Annotated in this window: 12 protein-coding genes; 9 read left to right on the top strand and 3 right to left on the bottom strand. The window is 60.0% G+C overall.

Annotated features, from left to right (window positions below):
• Positions 1-221: 221 nt before the first annotated feature.
• The 8 genes from iolE (at position 222) to IB248_RS05480 (ending at position 7763) form a co-directional block, all read left to right on the top strand.
• On the top strand, positions 222-1154 hold the full coding sequence (gene iolE, locus IB248_RS05445) for a myo-inosose-2 dehydratase (RefSeq protein ID WP_025659231.1): 933 nt from the start codon (positions 222-224) through the stop codon (positions 1152-1154).
• Between the two features lie 10 nt (positions 1155-1164).
• Positions 1165-2265, top strand: coding sequence for an ABC transporter ATP-binding protein (locus tag IB248_RS05450; RefSeq protein WP_025659232.1), 1101 nt, complete (start codon positions 1165-1167; stop codon positions 2263-2265).
• Entirely contained in the window at positions 2262-3590 is a 1329-nt protein-coding gene (locus IB248_RS05455) for an extracellular solute-binding protein (RefSeq protein ID WP_025659233.1), read from the top strand. Before IB248_RS05450 ends, IB248_RS05455 begins: the two co-directional genes overlap by 4 nt.
• Entirely contained in the window at positions 3587-4522 is a 936-nt protein-coding gene (locus tag IB248_RS05460) for a sugar ABC transporter permease (RefSeq protein WP_192240479.1), read from the top strand. Before IB248_RS05455 ends, IB248_RS05460 begins: the two co-directional genes overlap by 4 nt.
• The gene (locus IB248_RS05465) at positions 4519-5337 is read left to right on the top strand and encodes a carbohydrate ABC transporter permease (protein ID WP_025659235.1); all 819 of its coding nucleotides are present in this window, start codon (positions 4519-4521) and stop codon (positions 5335-5337) included. The genes IB248_RS05460 and IB248_RS05465 overlap by 4 nt, the downstream gene beginning before the upstream one ends.
• Before the next feature lie 67 nt (positions 5338-5404).
• The gene (gene iolG, locus IB248_RS05470; protein ID WP_192240480.1) at positions 5405-6397 is read left to right on the top strand and encodes an inositol 2-dehydrogenase; all 993 of its coding nucleotides are present in this window, start codon (positions 5405-5407) and stop codon (positions 6395-6397) included.
• Positions 6398-6413: 16 nt separating this feature from the next.
• Positions 6414-7382 carry a sugar phosphate isomerase/epimerase gene (locus IB248_RS05475; RefSeq protein ID WP_169680676.1) on the top strand — a complete coding sequence of 323 codons (969 nt, stop codon included), beginning with the start codon at positions 6414-6416 and terminating at the stop codon, positions 7380-7382.
• A 75-nt stretch (positions 7383-7457) separates the two neighbouring features.
• Positions 7458-7763: a MurR/RpiR family transcriptional regulator gene (locus IB248_RS05480; RefSeq protein WP_025659238.1), complete on the top strand. Its 306-nt coding sequence runs from the start codon at positions 7458-7460 to the stop codon at positions 7761-7763.
• A 675-nt stretch (positions 7764-8438) separates the two neighbouring features.
• On the opposite strand, the gene aspT is transcribed toward IB248_RS05480, so the two are convergent.
• From aspT to IB248_RS05495, 3 genes are all read right to left on the bottom strand, one after another.
• Positions 8439-10130 carry an aspartate-alanine antiporter gene (gene aspT, locus IB248_RS05485; protein ID WP_169680974.1) on the bottom strand — a complete coding sequence of 564 codons (1692 nt, stop codon included), beginning with the start codon at positions 10128-10130 and terminating at the stop codon, positions 8439-8441.
• 143 nt (positions 10131-10273) lie between these two features.
• Positions 10274-12979, bottom strand: a complete 2706-nt coding sequence (locus IB248_RS05490) for a decarboxylase (protein WP_169680674.1) — start codon at positions 12977-12979, stop codon at positions 10274-10276.
• 449 nt (positions 12980-13428) lie between these two features.
• A complete protein-coding gene (locus IB248_RS05495; RefSeq protein WP_246733615.1) occupies positions 13429-13662 on the bottom strand; it encodes a nodulation protein in 234 nt (77 codons plus the stop codon).
• A 404-nt stretch (positions 13663-14066) separates the two neighbouring features.
• Here IB248_RS05495 and IB248_RS05500 point away from each other — a divergent pair, with 404 nt between their 5' ends.
• A complete protein-coding gene (locus IB248_RS05500; RefSeq protein WP_312867230.1) occupies positions 14067-14894 on the top strand; it encodes a hypothetical protein in 828 nt (275 codons plus the stop codon).
• The last annotated feature ends 471 nt before the right edge of the window (positions 14895-15365 follow it).

A 15365-nucleotide genomic window follows, 5' to 3' on the forward strand; every position in this document is an offset into this window, starting at 1 on the left:
GGGTGATTTCTGGAGGGGGATCTACACTCGCATTGAGGTAGCGCGGCTGGGAGGGTTCGGCGTGCACCTTCAGATGTATCTCCCCACCATCCTTGCCTGCAGTTGGTCGAATCGCACCGGGTTTCGATATGCGGCGCTCCGGCCAGCGTAGTAGGGCGACCCTCAACCGCGAGGAAGAGGGAGCGTCAAGTGAAGCATCTATTATTGGAAAGACAACTCGTATGACAGTAAGGCTTGGCATCAATCCGATCACGTGGACGAATGACGACGTGCCGGAACTCGGTGGAGACACCCCCCTGGAGGTGTGCCTGTCGGAAACCCGCAAGGCGGGTTTTGCGGGCACGGAGCTCGGCGGCAAGTTCCCGCGCAAGAGCGCTGAGCTTGGCCCGATCCTCGAGCAGCATCAGCTCGACCTCGTCTCCGGCTGGTACGATGGCCGCATCCTCGACCACGACATCGATCAGGAATTCGAGGCGATCCTACCGCATCTGACGCTGCTGCGCGACCTCGGCGCCAAGCATGTGGTCTACGCCGACACCTCGCGTGGCCGCCACGGCGCCATCCACGACCCGATCTCGCAACGTCCGCATCTCGCCGACGACGAGTGGAAAGCTTACGGCGCCAAGATCACCACGCTGTCGGAACGCTTTGCCGATTTCGGCGTGCGGATGGCCTTCCACCATCACATGGGCACGATCGTCGAAACCGACGACGAGATCGGCAAGTTGATGGCCAATACCGGCGAGGCCTTCGGCCTGCTCTACGACACCGGTCACTGCGCCTTTTCCGGTGGCGACCCGAAAGCGTTGCTGCAGCGCCACGTCGCCCGCGTCGTCCACGTGCACTGCAAGGATGTCCGGCCAGAGATCCTGAAGCGCGCCCGCGCCGAAGACTGGAGCTTCATGCACGCCGTGATGGAAGGCATCTTCACGGTGCCGGGAGACGGCGCGCAAGATTATCCGACGCTACTCAAGATCCTGGCCGATGCCGGTTACTCCGGCTGGCTGGTTGTCGAGGCTGAACAGGATCCCGCCAAGGCCCATCCCCTCACCTATGCAACGATGGGCTACCGCAACCTTCGCGCCATGGCGATCGAGGCCGGGCTTACCGTCGCGGATCGAGGTATCCCGGCTTCCAATTGCCAAACAACCTGACGAGGTGGCCATGAGTTCCGTTCGCTACAACGGTGTCGTCAAGAGCTTCGGGGCGTTCAACGTCCTGAAATCCCTCAACCTCAGCGTGCCCGACCACGCCTTCCTTGCACTGCTAGGTCCGTCGGGCTGCGGCAAGACTACGGCGTTACGCATTCTCGCTGGCCTCGAAATGCCGACCGCCGGCCAGGTGCTGATCGGCGAACGCGATGTCACGCGGTTGCAGCCGCGCGATCGTGACATCGCCATGGTGTTCCAGAGCTATGCGCTTTACCCGCAGATGACAATTGAGGAAAACATCGGCTACCCACTGTGGCTCCGCGGCATGCCCGATCACGAGCGCAAGGCCAAGATCGCTGAGGTTGCCGCGATCTTGGAGATCGACCATCTACTGACCCGGCGCGCTCGCCAGCTTTCCGGCGGCCAGCGGCAACGTGTTGCCCTTGCCCGTGCAATTGTCCGCAATCCGACGGCATTCCTAATGGACGAGCCATTGTCCAATCTCGACGCCCGTCTGCGCCTGACCATGCGCGGCGAGATTAAACGGCTCTGCCAGCGCCTCGGCTCAACGACGATATACGTTACCCACGACCAGGCCGAAGCCCTCACGATGGCAGATCTGATCGCCGTCATGCACGGTGGTGATTTGCAGCAGCTGGCGGCGCCAGCCGAAGTCTATGACCGCCCGGCCAACCGCTTCGTCGCCACGTTCGTCGGCAATCCGCCGATGAACGTCCTGCCGGTCAAGGCGGACGGAACAGACATCCGGGTCGGCGGCGCCCGCCTCGCGATCAGGGGTGAGCGCTTTGAGGCCTGCCGCGCAGCCAGTGTTACCGAACTCGGCATTCGGCCGGAAGATCTGCATTTAACTGAGCCAGGTGTCACGGGCTCGATGGCCGGTGAAATCTACGTGGTCGAACCGATGGGCAACGAAACCCTGGTCGATGTGCGTGTCGACGGCGGGCGGCTGACAGTGCGCGCCGATCGCGGCTTCCGGGCGTCGGTGGGAGACCACATTGGCGTCTCCTTCGATGTCGGCAATGCCTGCTTCTTCGATACGGCTGGCAAAACCGCTGTTCATAGAGTGGAAAAAACAGAGAGGAACAGAGCATGACGGACGATAAGAAATCCTACCTGACGACATCCCGCCGTTCCCTACTCAAGGCAACGGTTTTGCTGGCACTCGCCTCCACCAGCATCGGTACCTTGATCATTCCGGCGCCTGCTAAGGCTGCCGGCAAGAAAGTTATTATCGGCGCGTTCGCCGATGGCGGCCTGACCCCCTTCAAGCAGAAAATCATCCCGCTTGCCAAGGAAGCAGGCTTCGACATCGACTTCCTGGAAGACGAATACGGCGTGACCCTCGAGAAGTGGTTCGCCGACGCCCAGAACGGCGCGGGGCAATACGACCTCTATCTGCTTGACGATCCGTGGGTACCGCAATTCGGCGCAGCCAATGTGCTCGAGGATCTGGGCGCCGCCGGCCTTGGCGTCGATGACAAGGACTGGATCGGCCCGCTAATCGATATGGGTTTCTGGCCGCCACGAAGCGGCCCGCGTGTCGCCGCATTCAAGGATGCAACGCCGACCCTGATCTGCGCGCCCTTCATCGGCGATCTGCAGACGCTGACCTATCGCAACGATGTCTATACCAACGGAGCGCCGAAGACCTGGGACGAGGTGATCTCCAAAGGTAAGGAAGGCGTCGCGTCGGGCAAGATCAAGTATCCGGTCGTCTTCCGCGGCGTCGCCGGCAACTCGATCGTCACCAGCTGGTATTCGATCTTCCTGTCGTTCGGCGGCGAGTTCTTCGATGACAAGTGGAACCCGACGTTCAACTCGGAAGCCGGTAAGGCCGCCTCTGACTTCTTCGTCGGCACCATGAAGCAGAACGCTCCGGCGGGCGTGGTCGAATTCGACTCCGATCAGGAAGGGGCGGCCATCCTTGGCGGCGATGCCGGCGCGATCATCCAATATTCCGGCAATGCACTGAAGTCCGACGATCCGGCCCAGTCCAAGGTGGTCGGCAAACTCGACTTCGGGGTTGTTCCGAAGCAGGTGAAGGCCATTTCACAGCTCGGGATCTTCATAGCCGGCGTACCGAAGTCGGCGCCGAACAAGGCGAACGCGATCGAATTCCTCAAGTGGTATACGAGCGCAGATACCCAGGCGAAGGTCGCCGAAGCCGGAATGATCCCGGTCAAGCGCAGCGCGTTTGGCATCGCCAAGCCCGGCAATCGTTTGATCCCGGTCGCGCTCCAGCAGCTTGACGCCGGCGCGCTGCCCCGGCCGCGTATGCCGGAATGGGCAAAGGTTGAGGAGCTGCTCGGCATCGAGCTCAACAAAGCGCTTCAGGCCGGCTCTGGCGGCGGAGCCGCGATGGACGCAGCGGCCAATGAGGTCAAGGAATACCTCGCTCAGGCGGGATATTATCAATGAACCCGAAGGGCGGGATACTATCAATGAACCCGAAGGGCCAGATCCTGACCAAACAACGGCTTCAGGGCGCCGGACTAGATCTTGCCTTGCCCTACCTGATGCTGGCACCCGCGGTCCTGGTCGTGCTCTGCGTCCTGGTCTATCCATTCTGGGACGGCTTGCGCGCCAGCGTGCAAGCCTACCGCTACGGCACGGCGGTTGGCTGGGCCGGGCTGGATAACTATGTGCGCCTCTGGAGCGACGACCAGTTCCTCAACGCTCTGTGGGTGAGTATCAGGTTCGTCTTCCTGGCGGTGGCAATCGAGACCGTGCTCGGCTTTGCGCTGGCATTGTTCTGCCTCCGCGAATTCAAAGGCATCCGACTTCTCAGAACGGTACTCATCATACCGATGGTGATCACACCTGTCGTGGTGGCGATCCTGTTTCGTCTGATCTATGCCAGCGACGCCGGCATGATCACGGCCCTCTCCGTGGCGATTGGCGGCGGTCAGGTCCAGATCCTTGGCGATCCGGTCAACGCCTTCATCGGTCTTGTTGTTCTCGACGTTTGGGAATGGACGCCGCTGATGTTCCTCATCCTGCTCGCAGGTTTGCAATCCTTGCCGCAGGAACCGTTCGAAGCGGCCCGCGTCGACGGTGCGGGCGCTTGGCGCAGCTTCGTCGATCTGACGCTGCCGATGATGCGACCGGTGCTAGCTATCGCCATCGTGCTCAGGACGATCGACGCCTTCGGGACCTTCGACCAAGTCTTCGTGCTGACCCGCGGCGGCCCCGGCGAAGCGACCAAGCTCGTCTCGATCTACGGCTATGATACCGCCTTCAAGTTTCAACAAACCGGATACGCCTCGGCAATGTTCGTCACTGTCGGACTGATCGTGCTCGCCATGGCGCTTACGGCCGTTCGTCTTCTTCAGAAGGAGGCTCAGGAATGAATTCCCGTCTCGCAAGGGCCAGTGTGACGTCGTTCATCGTGTTCATCGTCCTGGTGCCAATCTACTGGCTGGTCTCGACATCGCTTAAGTCCAACAAGGAAATCACGCAGGAAGGCACGCTCTACCCCCATGTACCGACCTTCGACAATTATCTGCGGCTCTTTTCGGAGAAGAACTTCGGCGCCTATTTGACCAACTCGCTGGTAGTGACAACCGTGTCGGTCTCCATCGCTTTGGTTCTCGGCACGCTGGGCGCCTATGCGATGGCCCGCTTTCGTCTGCCTTTCTTGCTGGAACGCAAGATCGGCCTGCTGTTGCTGACGCTGCGCATCGTGCCGCCGGTGGTAATCCTGATCCCGGTCTACCTGCTGATGCTGCGTCTTGGCCTGCTTGACCAGTGGCTCGGCCTGATCATCACCTATACCGCCTTCAACGTGACCTTCTGCGTCTGGATGATGGAAAGCTTCTTCCGAGAAATTCCGGTCGACCTCGAGGAGGCCGCCATGGTCGACGGCGACTCCCGGTTCGGTGCCTTTCGCCGAGTGACCTTGCCGCTGGCGGCTCCTGGCATTGCCGCAACCGCCATCTTCGCCGTGATCGTGACCTTTAACGAGTTCATGTTCGCCCTGGCACTGACCGCCACCCCAAAGGCCATGACCATGCCGCGCGGCACGGCGACTTTGATCGGCCGCATCGACACCGATTGGGCATCCATGGCGGCGGCCGGCGTGATCGGAGCGTTGCCCATCGTCGTCTTCGCCCTGCTCGTACAACGCCACCTAGTGCGTGGCCTGACCATGGGAGCGGTCAAATAGCCGCGGATCGAGGTCCGCATTGTCCATCAATGGCCGGTCGAACCGGCCCGAGGAGAGAGTAACTGAAATGATCGACATTTGTTTGTTTGGCGCCGGCCTGATCGGCAGCGTCCATGCAGGAAACCTTGCGCGCCATCCGAAGGCACGGCTTCGTTATATCGTCGACCCGCGCCCCGAAGCGGCGCAACGCATCGCCACGCAGACAGGCGCGAAGATCGTCGACACCGAGACGGCGCTTTCGGATCCGACCATCAAGGCGGTGATGATAGCCTCGGCCACCAAGACCCATGCCGAGCTTGCCATGGTGGCAGCGGCGAAGGGCAAGGCGATCTTCTGCGAGAAGCCGATCGATCTCGACATCGGCCGTACAGATGAATGCCTCGCGGCAATCGAAAAGGCCGGCGCGCTGTTCCAGATCGGCTTCAACCGCCGCTTCGACCCCAGCTTCCGCGCTCTCAAGGAGCGTCTCGATGCCGGCGAGATCGGTTCCGTTGAACAGGTGATCATCACCAGCCGCGACCCTGAGGCGGAGACCGAGGAAGCGCTTGCCGGCGGCGGCGGTGTTTTCCGCGAAATGACGATCCACGACTTCGACATGGCGCGCAACCTACTCGGCGAGGAGCCCGTCGAGCTGTTTGCGACCGGATCCTGCCTGGTACTGCCCTACTATGCCAAGCACGGCGATTACGACACCGCGATGTTCGTCCTGCGCACCGCCTCCGGCCGCCAATGCCATATCAACAACAGTGTCCGCGCCGTTTATGGGTATGACCAACGCATCGAAGTACACGGTTCGAACGGCATGCTGCGAGCCGGCAACCGCATGCCGACCTCGGTTGAAGCCTTCGGCTCCGAGGCCGTATCGCGCGACAAGCCGCTCTACTTCTTCGTCGAGCGCTACATGGACTCCTACTACGCCGAGCTCGATCACTTCATCGAGTGCGTGCTTGCCAACAAGAAGCCGGATGTCGGCGCGAGCGACGGACGCAAGGCAATGATCCTCTGCGAAGCCGCCCTTGCGTCGGCAAAGTCCGGCCGCTTCGAACCGATCAAGTTCTAAGACTGGGATTGATACGATGAAAATAGGAATGATCACCGACAGCCTCGGCGGCTTGTCGTTCAAGGACATGCTGCGGGCGTCGGCCGAACTCGGGCTGGAGACCCTCGAATTTGCCTGCGGCAACTGGTCGAGCGCACCTCATATCAACCTCGATGCCATGCTCGATAGTGACACGACGCGCCGGGAATTCGTCGCTGCCGTCAAGGATCACGGCATGACGATCGCCGCCCTGAACTGCTCCGGCAATCCGCTGCATCCGGGGGCGAAGGGCGCCGAGCATCACAAGGTGACGGAGAAGACTATCAAGCTCGCAAGCCTCCTGGGCATCGACCGCGTCGTCCTGATGTCGGGGTTGCCGGGCGGCCCCGGCGATGCCAATCCAAACTGGATCATCACCGACTGGCCGCCGGAATGCCTCGAAATCCAGAAATACCAATGGGAAGAAAAGCTGATCCCCTATTGGCGCAATCTAGTCGCCTATTCCAACAACCTCGGCATCCACAAGCTGTGCCTCGAACTGCATGGCCACCAGGCCGTCTACAACGTCCACACGCTGATAAAGCTGCGCGATGCAGTGGGCGAGACCGTAGGCGCCAACTACGATCCGAGCCATCCGATGTGGATGGGCGCCGACCCGATCGCCGCGGTCCGCCAGCTCGGTTCGGCCATTTACTATGTCCACGCCAAGGACACCCGCGTCGAACCGGTGCCCGCGGCCATCGACGGCGTGCTCGACCCGCGTCCCGGCGACCGCTACGCCGAACGTACCTGGAACTACATCACACTTGGCTATGGCCATGGGGAAACCTGGTGGCGGCAGTTCTGTACGGCGCTCAAGCAGGTCGGCTACGACGACGTGCTGTCGATCGAGCATGAGGACTTGATGATGTCGCCGATGGAGGGAATGCGCAAATCTGTCGAGCTGTTGCGCAACGCCGCCATCAACCTCGGCGAGCCAAGGCGTCGTCCGGATGCGAGCGCCTGACCAGGGCGCGATGGTGGCGGAAGCGACCGCACAGCAGCGTTTGCGCTTCCGCCCCACAAACCCCACGAGGTCAACATGATAGACATTTCCGCACGGCGGACGGCGCCGCACAATTATCATCATCTCAACCAGTTGATTGCGAGCGGCCAGTTGGATTTTCCCGATCAGCTTCGACAGGTGGCACGCTTCGCGCTGGCGAATCCTGAGATTGTCGCCTTCGAGAGCAGCAAGACGCTTGCAACCTTGTGTGGCGTATCGCCGACATCAGTCTCAAGATTTGTCCGCCATGTGGGCTTCAAGGATTTCCGCGAGATGAAAGTGCTGTTTCAAGCGCGGCTGCGCGAAATGGCGGGCCCGGAGCCATTTTTCTGGGCATTGTAAACTGTCGCCGTGTTTGCGGAAACCATTTGAAGAACTCAATGCGGTCTTACGACCATCGCTTCCGTGATCGCCGCCGCAGGAAGCAGCCAGTCGTCCGGCGACCACGGTCGCTGTCGCCGGCCCCGGCGGCGGTCGGTGTCAATCCGAAACCGGAAACGTTGCACTGCCCCCGTTCGCGATGCGTAACGCACAGTGCTGGAGGTTAGGCAGGTCGGTGCGTCGCTCGCGCTTCGGCAAGAAACAGATGATCGGGAGACGATCCTTTTGGATGCACCGGGACGAATTCGACCGTAAGCGCAAGGGCGAACTGGTCGCACTGGCCAATCTGCGTGCGACCCCGACCGTGGCTCACACTCTGCCTGAACTGAACCTGCACTGGAATAGGATGCCGGGAACCTGTTGTCGCGTACCTCCCCTTACAACGCTCCCGAATTGCCACCCTCGCGACTTGCTCCAATCGTTTCGCCACCCCAGTTGGCAGCGAAAAAGGCAGCAGAACATAAGGTCCGAACCTCGAAGGTTGGTTCGAAGGCTACGTGCCTGACAGGGCGCTTTGTCACTTGATCGCGCCTGCGAGACGTGGGGGGCGGTAGAGTGACCAAATCGCCGTCGGTTCAATACGCATGGCCACTGGCAATTGCGATCAACACAGATAGTAGCTTTTTGGGATACCCGTTAATTCGCGACGATGTTGACGATCAAGGTCCCCCAGGTCGTGAGGAGAATATGGCCGATGGGTACAGCCGGTGTGTATCCGAGAACCGCAACGGTACTTCCCGATCGATCCTGGACGGCCGCCATGCCGGCAGTCATCGTCTGCGCGCCGGCCAGCCCCCCGAGTAGCAGGATGGGGTTCATGCGAAGCACGTAGCGGCCGAAATAGAGCCCTACAATCATCGGGGCAATGGTGACGATCATGCCGCCAAACAGAAGCCCCACACCCGCTTCGGCGATTGCAGCAACAAACAGCGGTCCAGCGTGCAGCCCCGTCATTGCGACGAACGCGGCAAGGCCGAGCGCAGTCATAAGCGATACAGCAGCATCTGGAATCCGCCCGAAGAGGGGGAAGCGCGTGCGCAGATGCCCAACCAGCAGCCCCGCCAACAGCGTGCCCACACTCGTGCTCAACGAAATCCGCATGTCGCCGATCGGAAAGGTGACGAGGATGCCGACAAGTCCACCAAAGAATATCGCAAGACCGAGAACGAAGAAATCCGTCGTCGTTATCGGTGCGATAACGACACCGATCTGCTTTTCCGCACGCGACACCGTCGCCTCCGGCCCGACCAGGCGCAAAATGTCGCCTCGCTCAAGGCGGATCCCCGGCCCCACGGGGATCGCCGCGCCGCCACGGCTGATGGCACGCAGATATAGACCACGTGTCCACCCCTCCTTGGCAATGTCATCGAGCTTTCGGCCCGCAAGCTCACGGTTGGTCAACAGCACGTCTGCCCCGAGTATCGGGACATCAAGAAGTTCACGATCCTCGACCTCTTCGGCGCGTGGGCCAAGCACGGCCACGAGTGCCTCCCTCGGCCCTGAGACGGCCACGACATCGCCGGCAGCAATCACCATCTGCGTCTCCGCCTCGATGATCGTGCTCCCCCGTCGCAGGCGCAGGACAAAGAGCCTGTGCTCGGGAAATTTCGCCTCCGCGGCCGTCAATGTCAGACCAGCGATCGGCGCAGCGTCCGCGATCCGATAGGCGCGCAATTCGAAGCGATGCCAGGCAGATGCCACGCCGGGCGTCTTGCGAGATATCCCGAGTTCCTGTTCCAGCTTAAGTGCCTCTGCACGCAAATCGATGCGCATCAGCCTCGGACCGACGACGCTGCAGAACAGGATCACTCCAACGGCGCCGAAGATATAGCACACCGCATCCGCGACTGCGATATGTGCCACCAGCCTCGCGCGATCGGCTTCCGTCAGTGCCAACCCATTGATCGCCTCGGTTGCCGTGCCCATGGCCGGGCTTTCGGTCAGCGCGCCCGAAACGAGTCCCGCCGCGAAGCCCGGATCAAGACCAAGAGCCTTGGCAACCGCTACCGCCGTCAGCAACCCGGTCACGCATACAACGACGGCAAGCAATACTGGCTTGAGACCATCTCGTTTCAAGGCTTGCATGAACTGAGGTCCGACAGAGTAGCCAATGCCGAAGAGAAACAGAAGGAACAGGAAAGATTTGGCCATGGCGGCAATCGGGACGTCGGCGAATTGACCTATCAGGATGCCCGCAAAAAGCGAGCCTGTGACGGGTCCGAGGGTAAAACCTCCGAGTTTGATGCCCCCGACCAAATATCCGATGCTGATCGCAAGAAACACTGCGAGTTCCGGATACTTCACGAGGAATTGCGCGACCCAAGACATGACCAGATTGCCCCCTCTCCCCTTCTTCAGGCCAGATATGATCGCCAACTATCCGCACGCCAGAAGTCAGCAGTGCCTCGCTAAGGCATGCCGTAGCGAGGCGGCATTAGGGAGCGCGAAGCCAGCGCTCCTGAAGCAATGACTCAGCGCTTTGCGCCTGCAGCCTTCGGTTTGAGCAATTTTAGCCCCCTGGCTCTCTCGTAACCGTGAATCTCTTTCACATCCAATTTGCGCATGAAATCGATCGTCTCCTGCGTCAGCACTTGACCCGGCACCATGATCGGAAACCCGGGCGGATAGGGTATGACGAAATTGGCCGAAATCATTTCCGGTCCCTCCCGCAGTCTGCGATCGCACTCAGCACCGAGCAGCGGCACATACTCGCAACGCGCGGCGTCGTAGGCATTGAAGAAGGCGGTCCGCATGTCGCCTTCGGGTGTTGTTTTACCCGCATCACCCCGAAAGGTTTCGTGGAAATGGCTGAAATTGGGCAGGTCCGGCACGTCAGTCATCAGGGATTTGACCCGCGCATCAAAGGCGGCTCTTTCTGCCTGTCCACCGTCGGCGAGGCGCTTCTCAATGCCGAGACAAATCTCGACGAGAACGCGGATAAGGTGGGCCACGTCGCTACGCGTGTTGTTGATGTTCGACTGGAGTAGCACGCTATTGCGCGACGTCTTGTTGAGCTGGATCCCGTACTCGCTCGCCAGCAATCCCTTGAATTGCGTTCCGTCGAAACCAGCGGTTCCGCAGACAAGCGTCATGCGCGTCGGATCAAGATAGAACTCATCCTCCTGCATCGCTTTGACCGCGGTGGCCCAGTTCGAGCCGGGCGCGAGGTAGTCCTGGAAGCCCGACTGGCGGTACGCAGCTGGTATCATCTCGTCGGCACCGAGGACACGGAAGTATTTCGAGATCAGCTGATGCTCATTGATTGCCCGACGGATCTTCAACGCAATCTCGATTGCGTTCATCACCAGGCCATAGCCTTCAAGTTCCATCTGTCGACGCGCGACGTCCAGGCTGGCGATCAGTTGCTGGTTGGGGCTCGTTGATGCATGCGTGAATACTGCCTCGTGGAACTGAGCTTCAACCGTATGAAAGTCCACATCCTTGACGAGGAGCATGGAGCCCTGCCGGATCGCCGACATCGACTTATGCGTCGAGTTTGTCTGATAGACGCGAAGGCGTACAAGCCGCGGATCGGGGATCAGCCGGGTGGCCAGAAGTGTCTCGTCGGAAGGGTTATCTCCGAGATTGGCGCTTTGCTTCTCATAGGCACTGATGGAGGCGGGATCGCGCAACCATTCCTCGATATCGGCCGCGGCTCCCATGGCGGTTCGAGGTCGCAGGAAGGGAGAGAACCGGGCAAATCCCGACCACGCCTCGTCCCAGAGGAAGATCAGATCCGGCTTTATGGCAAGGCACTCCTCCATCACCCGCCTGACATTGTACATGTGCCCATCGAAGGTGCAGTTGGTCAGGTCAAGCAGCTTTAGGCGATTGAGCCGCCCCTCCGCTTTCAACGCCAGCAATGCACGTTTGATGGTTGCGAGTGGTACTGCCCCGTACATCGAGTATTCCGTCATCGGGAAAGCCTCGACGTAGTATGGCTGCGCACCCGTTAGAACCATGCCGTAGTGATGCGATTTGTGGCAGTTGCGGTCGACCACCGCGATATCGCCCGGGGCCAGCAGCGCCTGGACGGCCATCTTGTTGGAGGTGGACGTGCCGTTGGTAACGAAAAAGACGTGGTCGGCACCGAAGGCACGGGCAGCCATTTCCTGCGATCGCTTGATGTTGCCGGTAGGCTCCAGAAGGCTGTCGAGGCCGCCCGTTGTCGCGCTGCTCTCTGCTAAGAACAGGTTGAGGCCATAAAATTCGCCCATGTCGCGGATCCAGTCCGACTTGAAGACAGACTTGCCGCGAGCAATGGGCAGGGCATGGAACGTACCAATGGGTCGCCGTGCATATTTTTTCAGGTTGTCGAAGAAGGGCGTCTCGTACCGTGCCTGCACGCCTTCGATGATCGCGAGATGCAGCTCCAGCGGTTCCTCGACGGAATAGAAGATGCGCCGTATCGAATCCGCCGCCGGATCACCGGCAATTTTCTCGACCTGCCGGTCGGACAGCAAGTAAATGTCGAGTTCCGGTCGGATCCGCTTCAATATGCGTGCCAAGTGCAGCGCCGAGACCTCGGGGCTTTCCGCCTCGCCAAGCAGCGGATTTAGGACGGAGCGCAACACTGGCGCGTCGTGGCGCGAGCGGTAAGGGAATCCCTCCGCAAGGACGACGGAGATGATAGATGGGTTCAATGCCGCAGCGCAAACCGCATCCTCGAAGGAGCCGACAAAGATGGGCTCGTAGATGAAGGAATCCTCGTGACGGCGCATCCTGCGGAGCTCACCGGCCAAGGCGGGCCATCGCGCCGCCGGTTGGCTGTTGACAAACAGGACCTCGAAATAGGGGCGATGAGCACGAGCCTCACCCGTGGCTGGCGGCATAATATCGACCACCTCGTTTGGCGACAGGTGGTCATTGACATCCCACTCCTCGGGACGGCTGCGATAGGCATCCGTCAGAAGGCCGTTGGAGATGCGCCGAGCCAGTCTGGCCGCGCCGCTGGGGTCGTTTGAAGCAATGCGCTCGGCCAGGGCTTGGCGCAATCGCGCACCGGGATAAGCGTGGTATTCCTCTACGGCTTCTATGGCGGCGAGCGCTGCCTCCAGCGCCTCCCGCCCTCCCCGTTGTGCGGCCCACGCGTCGGCCAGAGACGTGACCTCGCGCCAGTTGTCGGCACGCCCCGAATGCATCAGCAGAGACTGATTGTCTGCGGTTTTTTTTGGCATCTGATGCTCCCAACACCCTTTTATTGAAGATTCGCTACAGTTGACGAATTGTCACTGCACAGACGATTGGAGTGGCCTGCTGGAGGTCGCCAGCTTCTAAAAGCACTGCAAGGCGAGGGGAGCCGTATACCGACCCCCATCCATTTCAGGCCAACGTCAGCATTAGTCCCAGGTCGCGAATGGACTATTGTCGCCAGTGTAGCCTAGACTCGGTATCTGGCATTCCGTCCCGTTAGCCCTTAAGCGGAGCCGTAGCTAGCCGGCGTCGTGCGCGACGGGACAGCATCACAGCCCTAGCGGGCCGAACTCAGGATCACTCAACGGCTGCGACATGCGAAGTAAAATACGGTAGTTTACCGCAGACCGTCTGTAGCCTACTCACTTCCTCCTCGACCGATGGTTTTCGAGCTGCAGCCTCCCCCGGCCTCTGTCTTTCCCGACATCCTATTCTACCGGTCCGGTGGCCAAACGACGCGCGCAAGGTCCCTGACGATATCAGCTTCCAATTCAGCGACCATCGTCTCGTACTCCTCGATATAAAAGCGGTCAGCACCATCACGCCGGAAGGCTTCCAGTGCGACGCAACCCTCATCGTAGGCTTCAAGAAGATTGCAAAAGAACGGCCATGAACTGGACGCGGGCAGTTTCTGGAGCAGTTGGCGTTGCGCAGGCAGCTTGAGCATCAACCGACGCAATCCAGATTGCGCGGTCCCACGGCAGCCGTCTTCCTCTATCCAATCCTTCCCCATTGGCGATCCTCTACCCGATAACAGTGTAACAACCGCGCGCCCACGCGGAAGTAAATTACGGTATGTTCTGTTTCCGTGCCCGTTCTGGCCGCCGTGAAATTGCGCGGCCTTTTTTTTGGCGTGTTTAAGGAAGCCAATTGCCATGTCACGACATGTCGATAATCTAGCATCGACATGCCTTTAGTTGTCCACTTGTCGGAAGGACCCAGATGAGAAGTCAACCCGACGGCGTACACTCGCACCCCTCTCCCGGCGAGGTCCGAGAACAGTTGGATCGCATACTGTCGAGCCCAGACTTCATTCTCCCCGATCGCGGGCGCAGATTTTTGCAGTTCATCGTGAACGAGACCCTCGAAGGACGCGCCGCCTATCTGAAGGCATTCACTATTGCAACCAGCGTTTTCGGACGTGATGCGTCATTCGATGCGATGAATGATCCTTGCGTGCGAATGGCAGCACGCCAGCTTCGTAGTGCACTTGAGCGGTACTATCTGACGAGCGGCTCAATGGATGAGGTACTGATTGCCGTTCCGGCTGGCGGTTACGTTCCAACTTTCGCAAAACGGGCGATTGAGGGTGGCACCAGGACTGAAGATGAAGCGCAAACGGTCTCTGCCGCAGGCGTGTCATTGCCCGAGAAGCCGCCAACCGAGCCGCCAAAGCGCGAAAGCAGATTGCCTCGTTGGATTATGATCACCGCTGGAATGATTGTACTTGCCGCCGTGGTGATGGCGTCGTTCACCGAAAGAAATAACACTACATCGAAGCAGCCAGTCATGGGCGGCGGCAGGGCAACGATTTTAGTCAAGCCCTTTGCGACCAACGAAGAAACGAGGGTCTCGAATGAAGTCCTGAGTGGGCTGAAAAATGAAATCGTCGTCAATCTCGTGAAGTCCAAAGAACTGGTCGTGGTCACTGAGGGCGCAAAAACCAACGCCGACACGACATACACTCTGCAAGGTAGCATACGCCTGGAGGCTGATGATGTGCGAGCAATCGCACGCCTGGTCCGGGGGGCAGACAGTGCAGTCGTGTGGTCGAGCGACTACGACGTCAATATAAAGGGTCGAAGCATTCTCGACGCCCAGATGGCCATCGCGCGATCAATCGCGGCGGCTGTGGCAGCCCCATTCGGAGCGGGTGCGACGTCGCGGCCCCAAGAATAGGCTACGCCCTGGAGATATCGGCTCTCGGAAGCGAGTGGCCAGGCTAACCGTCTCCAGCCGGCTTCTGCTTCCGATGCTTGGTCAATGCATGTGCGCTCCTTACCCGCTCGAAAACCAGTGCCGGCGAAATGGCTTCCCGCTTGGTCCGGGGCGCGTGTCTCGTATTAGGACGAAGCTTGCAGACGGGAGAAACCCTTCATTGCGTCGTCGAAATCGTCCGGATCAATATCGTCGACTGTCGCCGTGGCGTCGAGGTTGTCGGCGCTCTTATTGGTATGCGGCAGTGATAAAAGGGTGAGAGCACATCGGTGATGCATGCCTTAAAGGGTGTAGGATACCGTATACTACCCCACTTGAAGGTGTAACATTCTTTGCCGTTGCAATCTCATCGGATACCTTTCCAACTAGCAGAACTCGAAGTCCGCATTTCGATGTGTCCAGTGCCCGGCAGGCATACCACAGTGGGAGGAA

The sequence above is a fragment of the Rhizobium sp. RHZ01 genome (assembly GCF_014851595.1).
Lineage (GTDB): Bacteria > Pseudomonadota > Alphaproteobacteria > Rhizobiales > Rhizobiaceae > Rhizobium > Rhizobium altiplani.

Coding starts and splice junctions, on each gene's coding strand:
- aspT (WP_169680974.1), bottom strand. CDS start 10,130: ATGTCTTGGGTCGCGCAATTCCTCGTGAAGTATCCGGAACTCGCAGTG.
- IB248_RS05460 (WP_192240479.1), top strand. CDS start 3,587: ATGAACCCGAAGGGCGGGATACTATCAATGAACCCGAAGGGCCAGATC.
- IB248_RS05495 (WP_246733615.1), bottom strand. CDS start 13,662: ATGCTCAAGCTGCCTGCGCAACGCCAACTGCTCCAGAAACTGCCCGCG.
- iolG (WP_192240480.1), top strand. CDS start 5,405: ATGATCGACATTTGTTTGTTTGGCGCCGGCCTGATCGGCAGCGTCCAT.
- IB248_RS05455 (WP_025659233.1), top strand. CDS start 2,262: ATGACGGACGATAAGAAATCCTACCTGACGACATCCCGCCGTTCCCTA.
- IB248_RS05450 (WP_025659232.1), top strand. CDS start 1,165: ATGAGTTCCGTTCGCTACAACGGTGTCGTCAAGAGCTTCGGGGCGTTC.
- iolE (WP_025659231.1), top strand. CDS start 222: ATGACAGTAAGGCTTGGCATCAATCCGATCACGTGGACGAATGACGAC.
- IB248_RS05475 (WP_169680676.1), top strand. CDS start 6,414: ATGAAAATAGGAATGATCACCGACAGCCTCGGCGGCTTGTCGTTCAAG.
- IB248_RS05490 (WP_169680674.1), bottom strand. CDS start 12,979: ATGCCAAAAAAAACCGCAGACAATCAGTCTCTGCTGATGCATTCGGGG.
- IB248_RS05480 (WP_025659238.1), top strand. CDS start 7,458: ATGATAGACATTTCCGCACGGCGGACGGCGCCGCACAATTATCATCAT.
- IB248_RS05465 (WP_025659235.1), top strand. CDS start 4,519: ATGAATTCCCGTCTCGCAAGGGCCAGTGTGACGTCGTTCATCGTGTTC.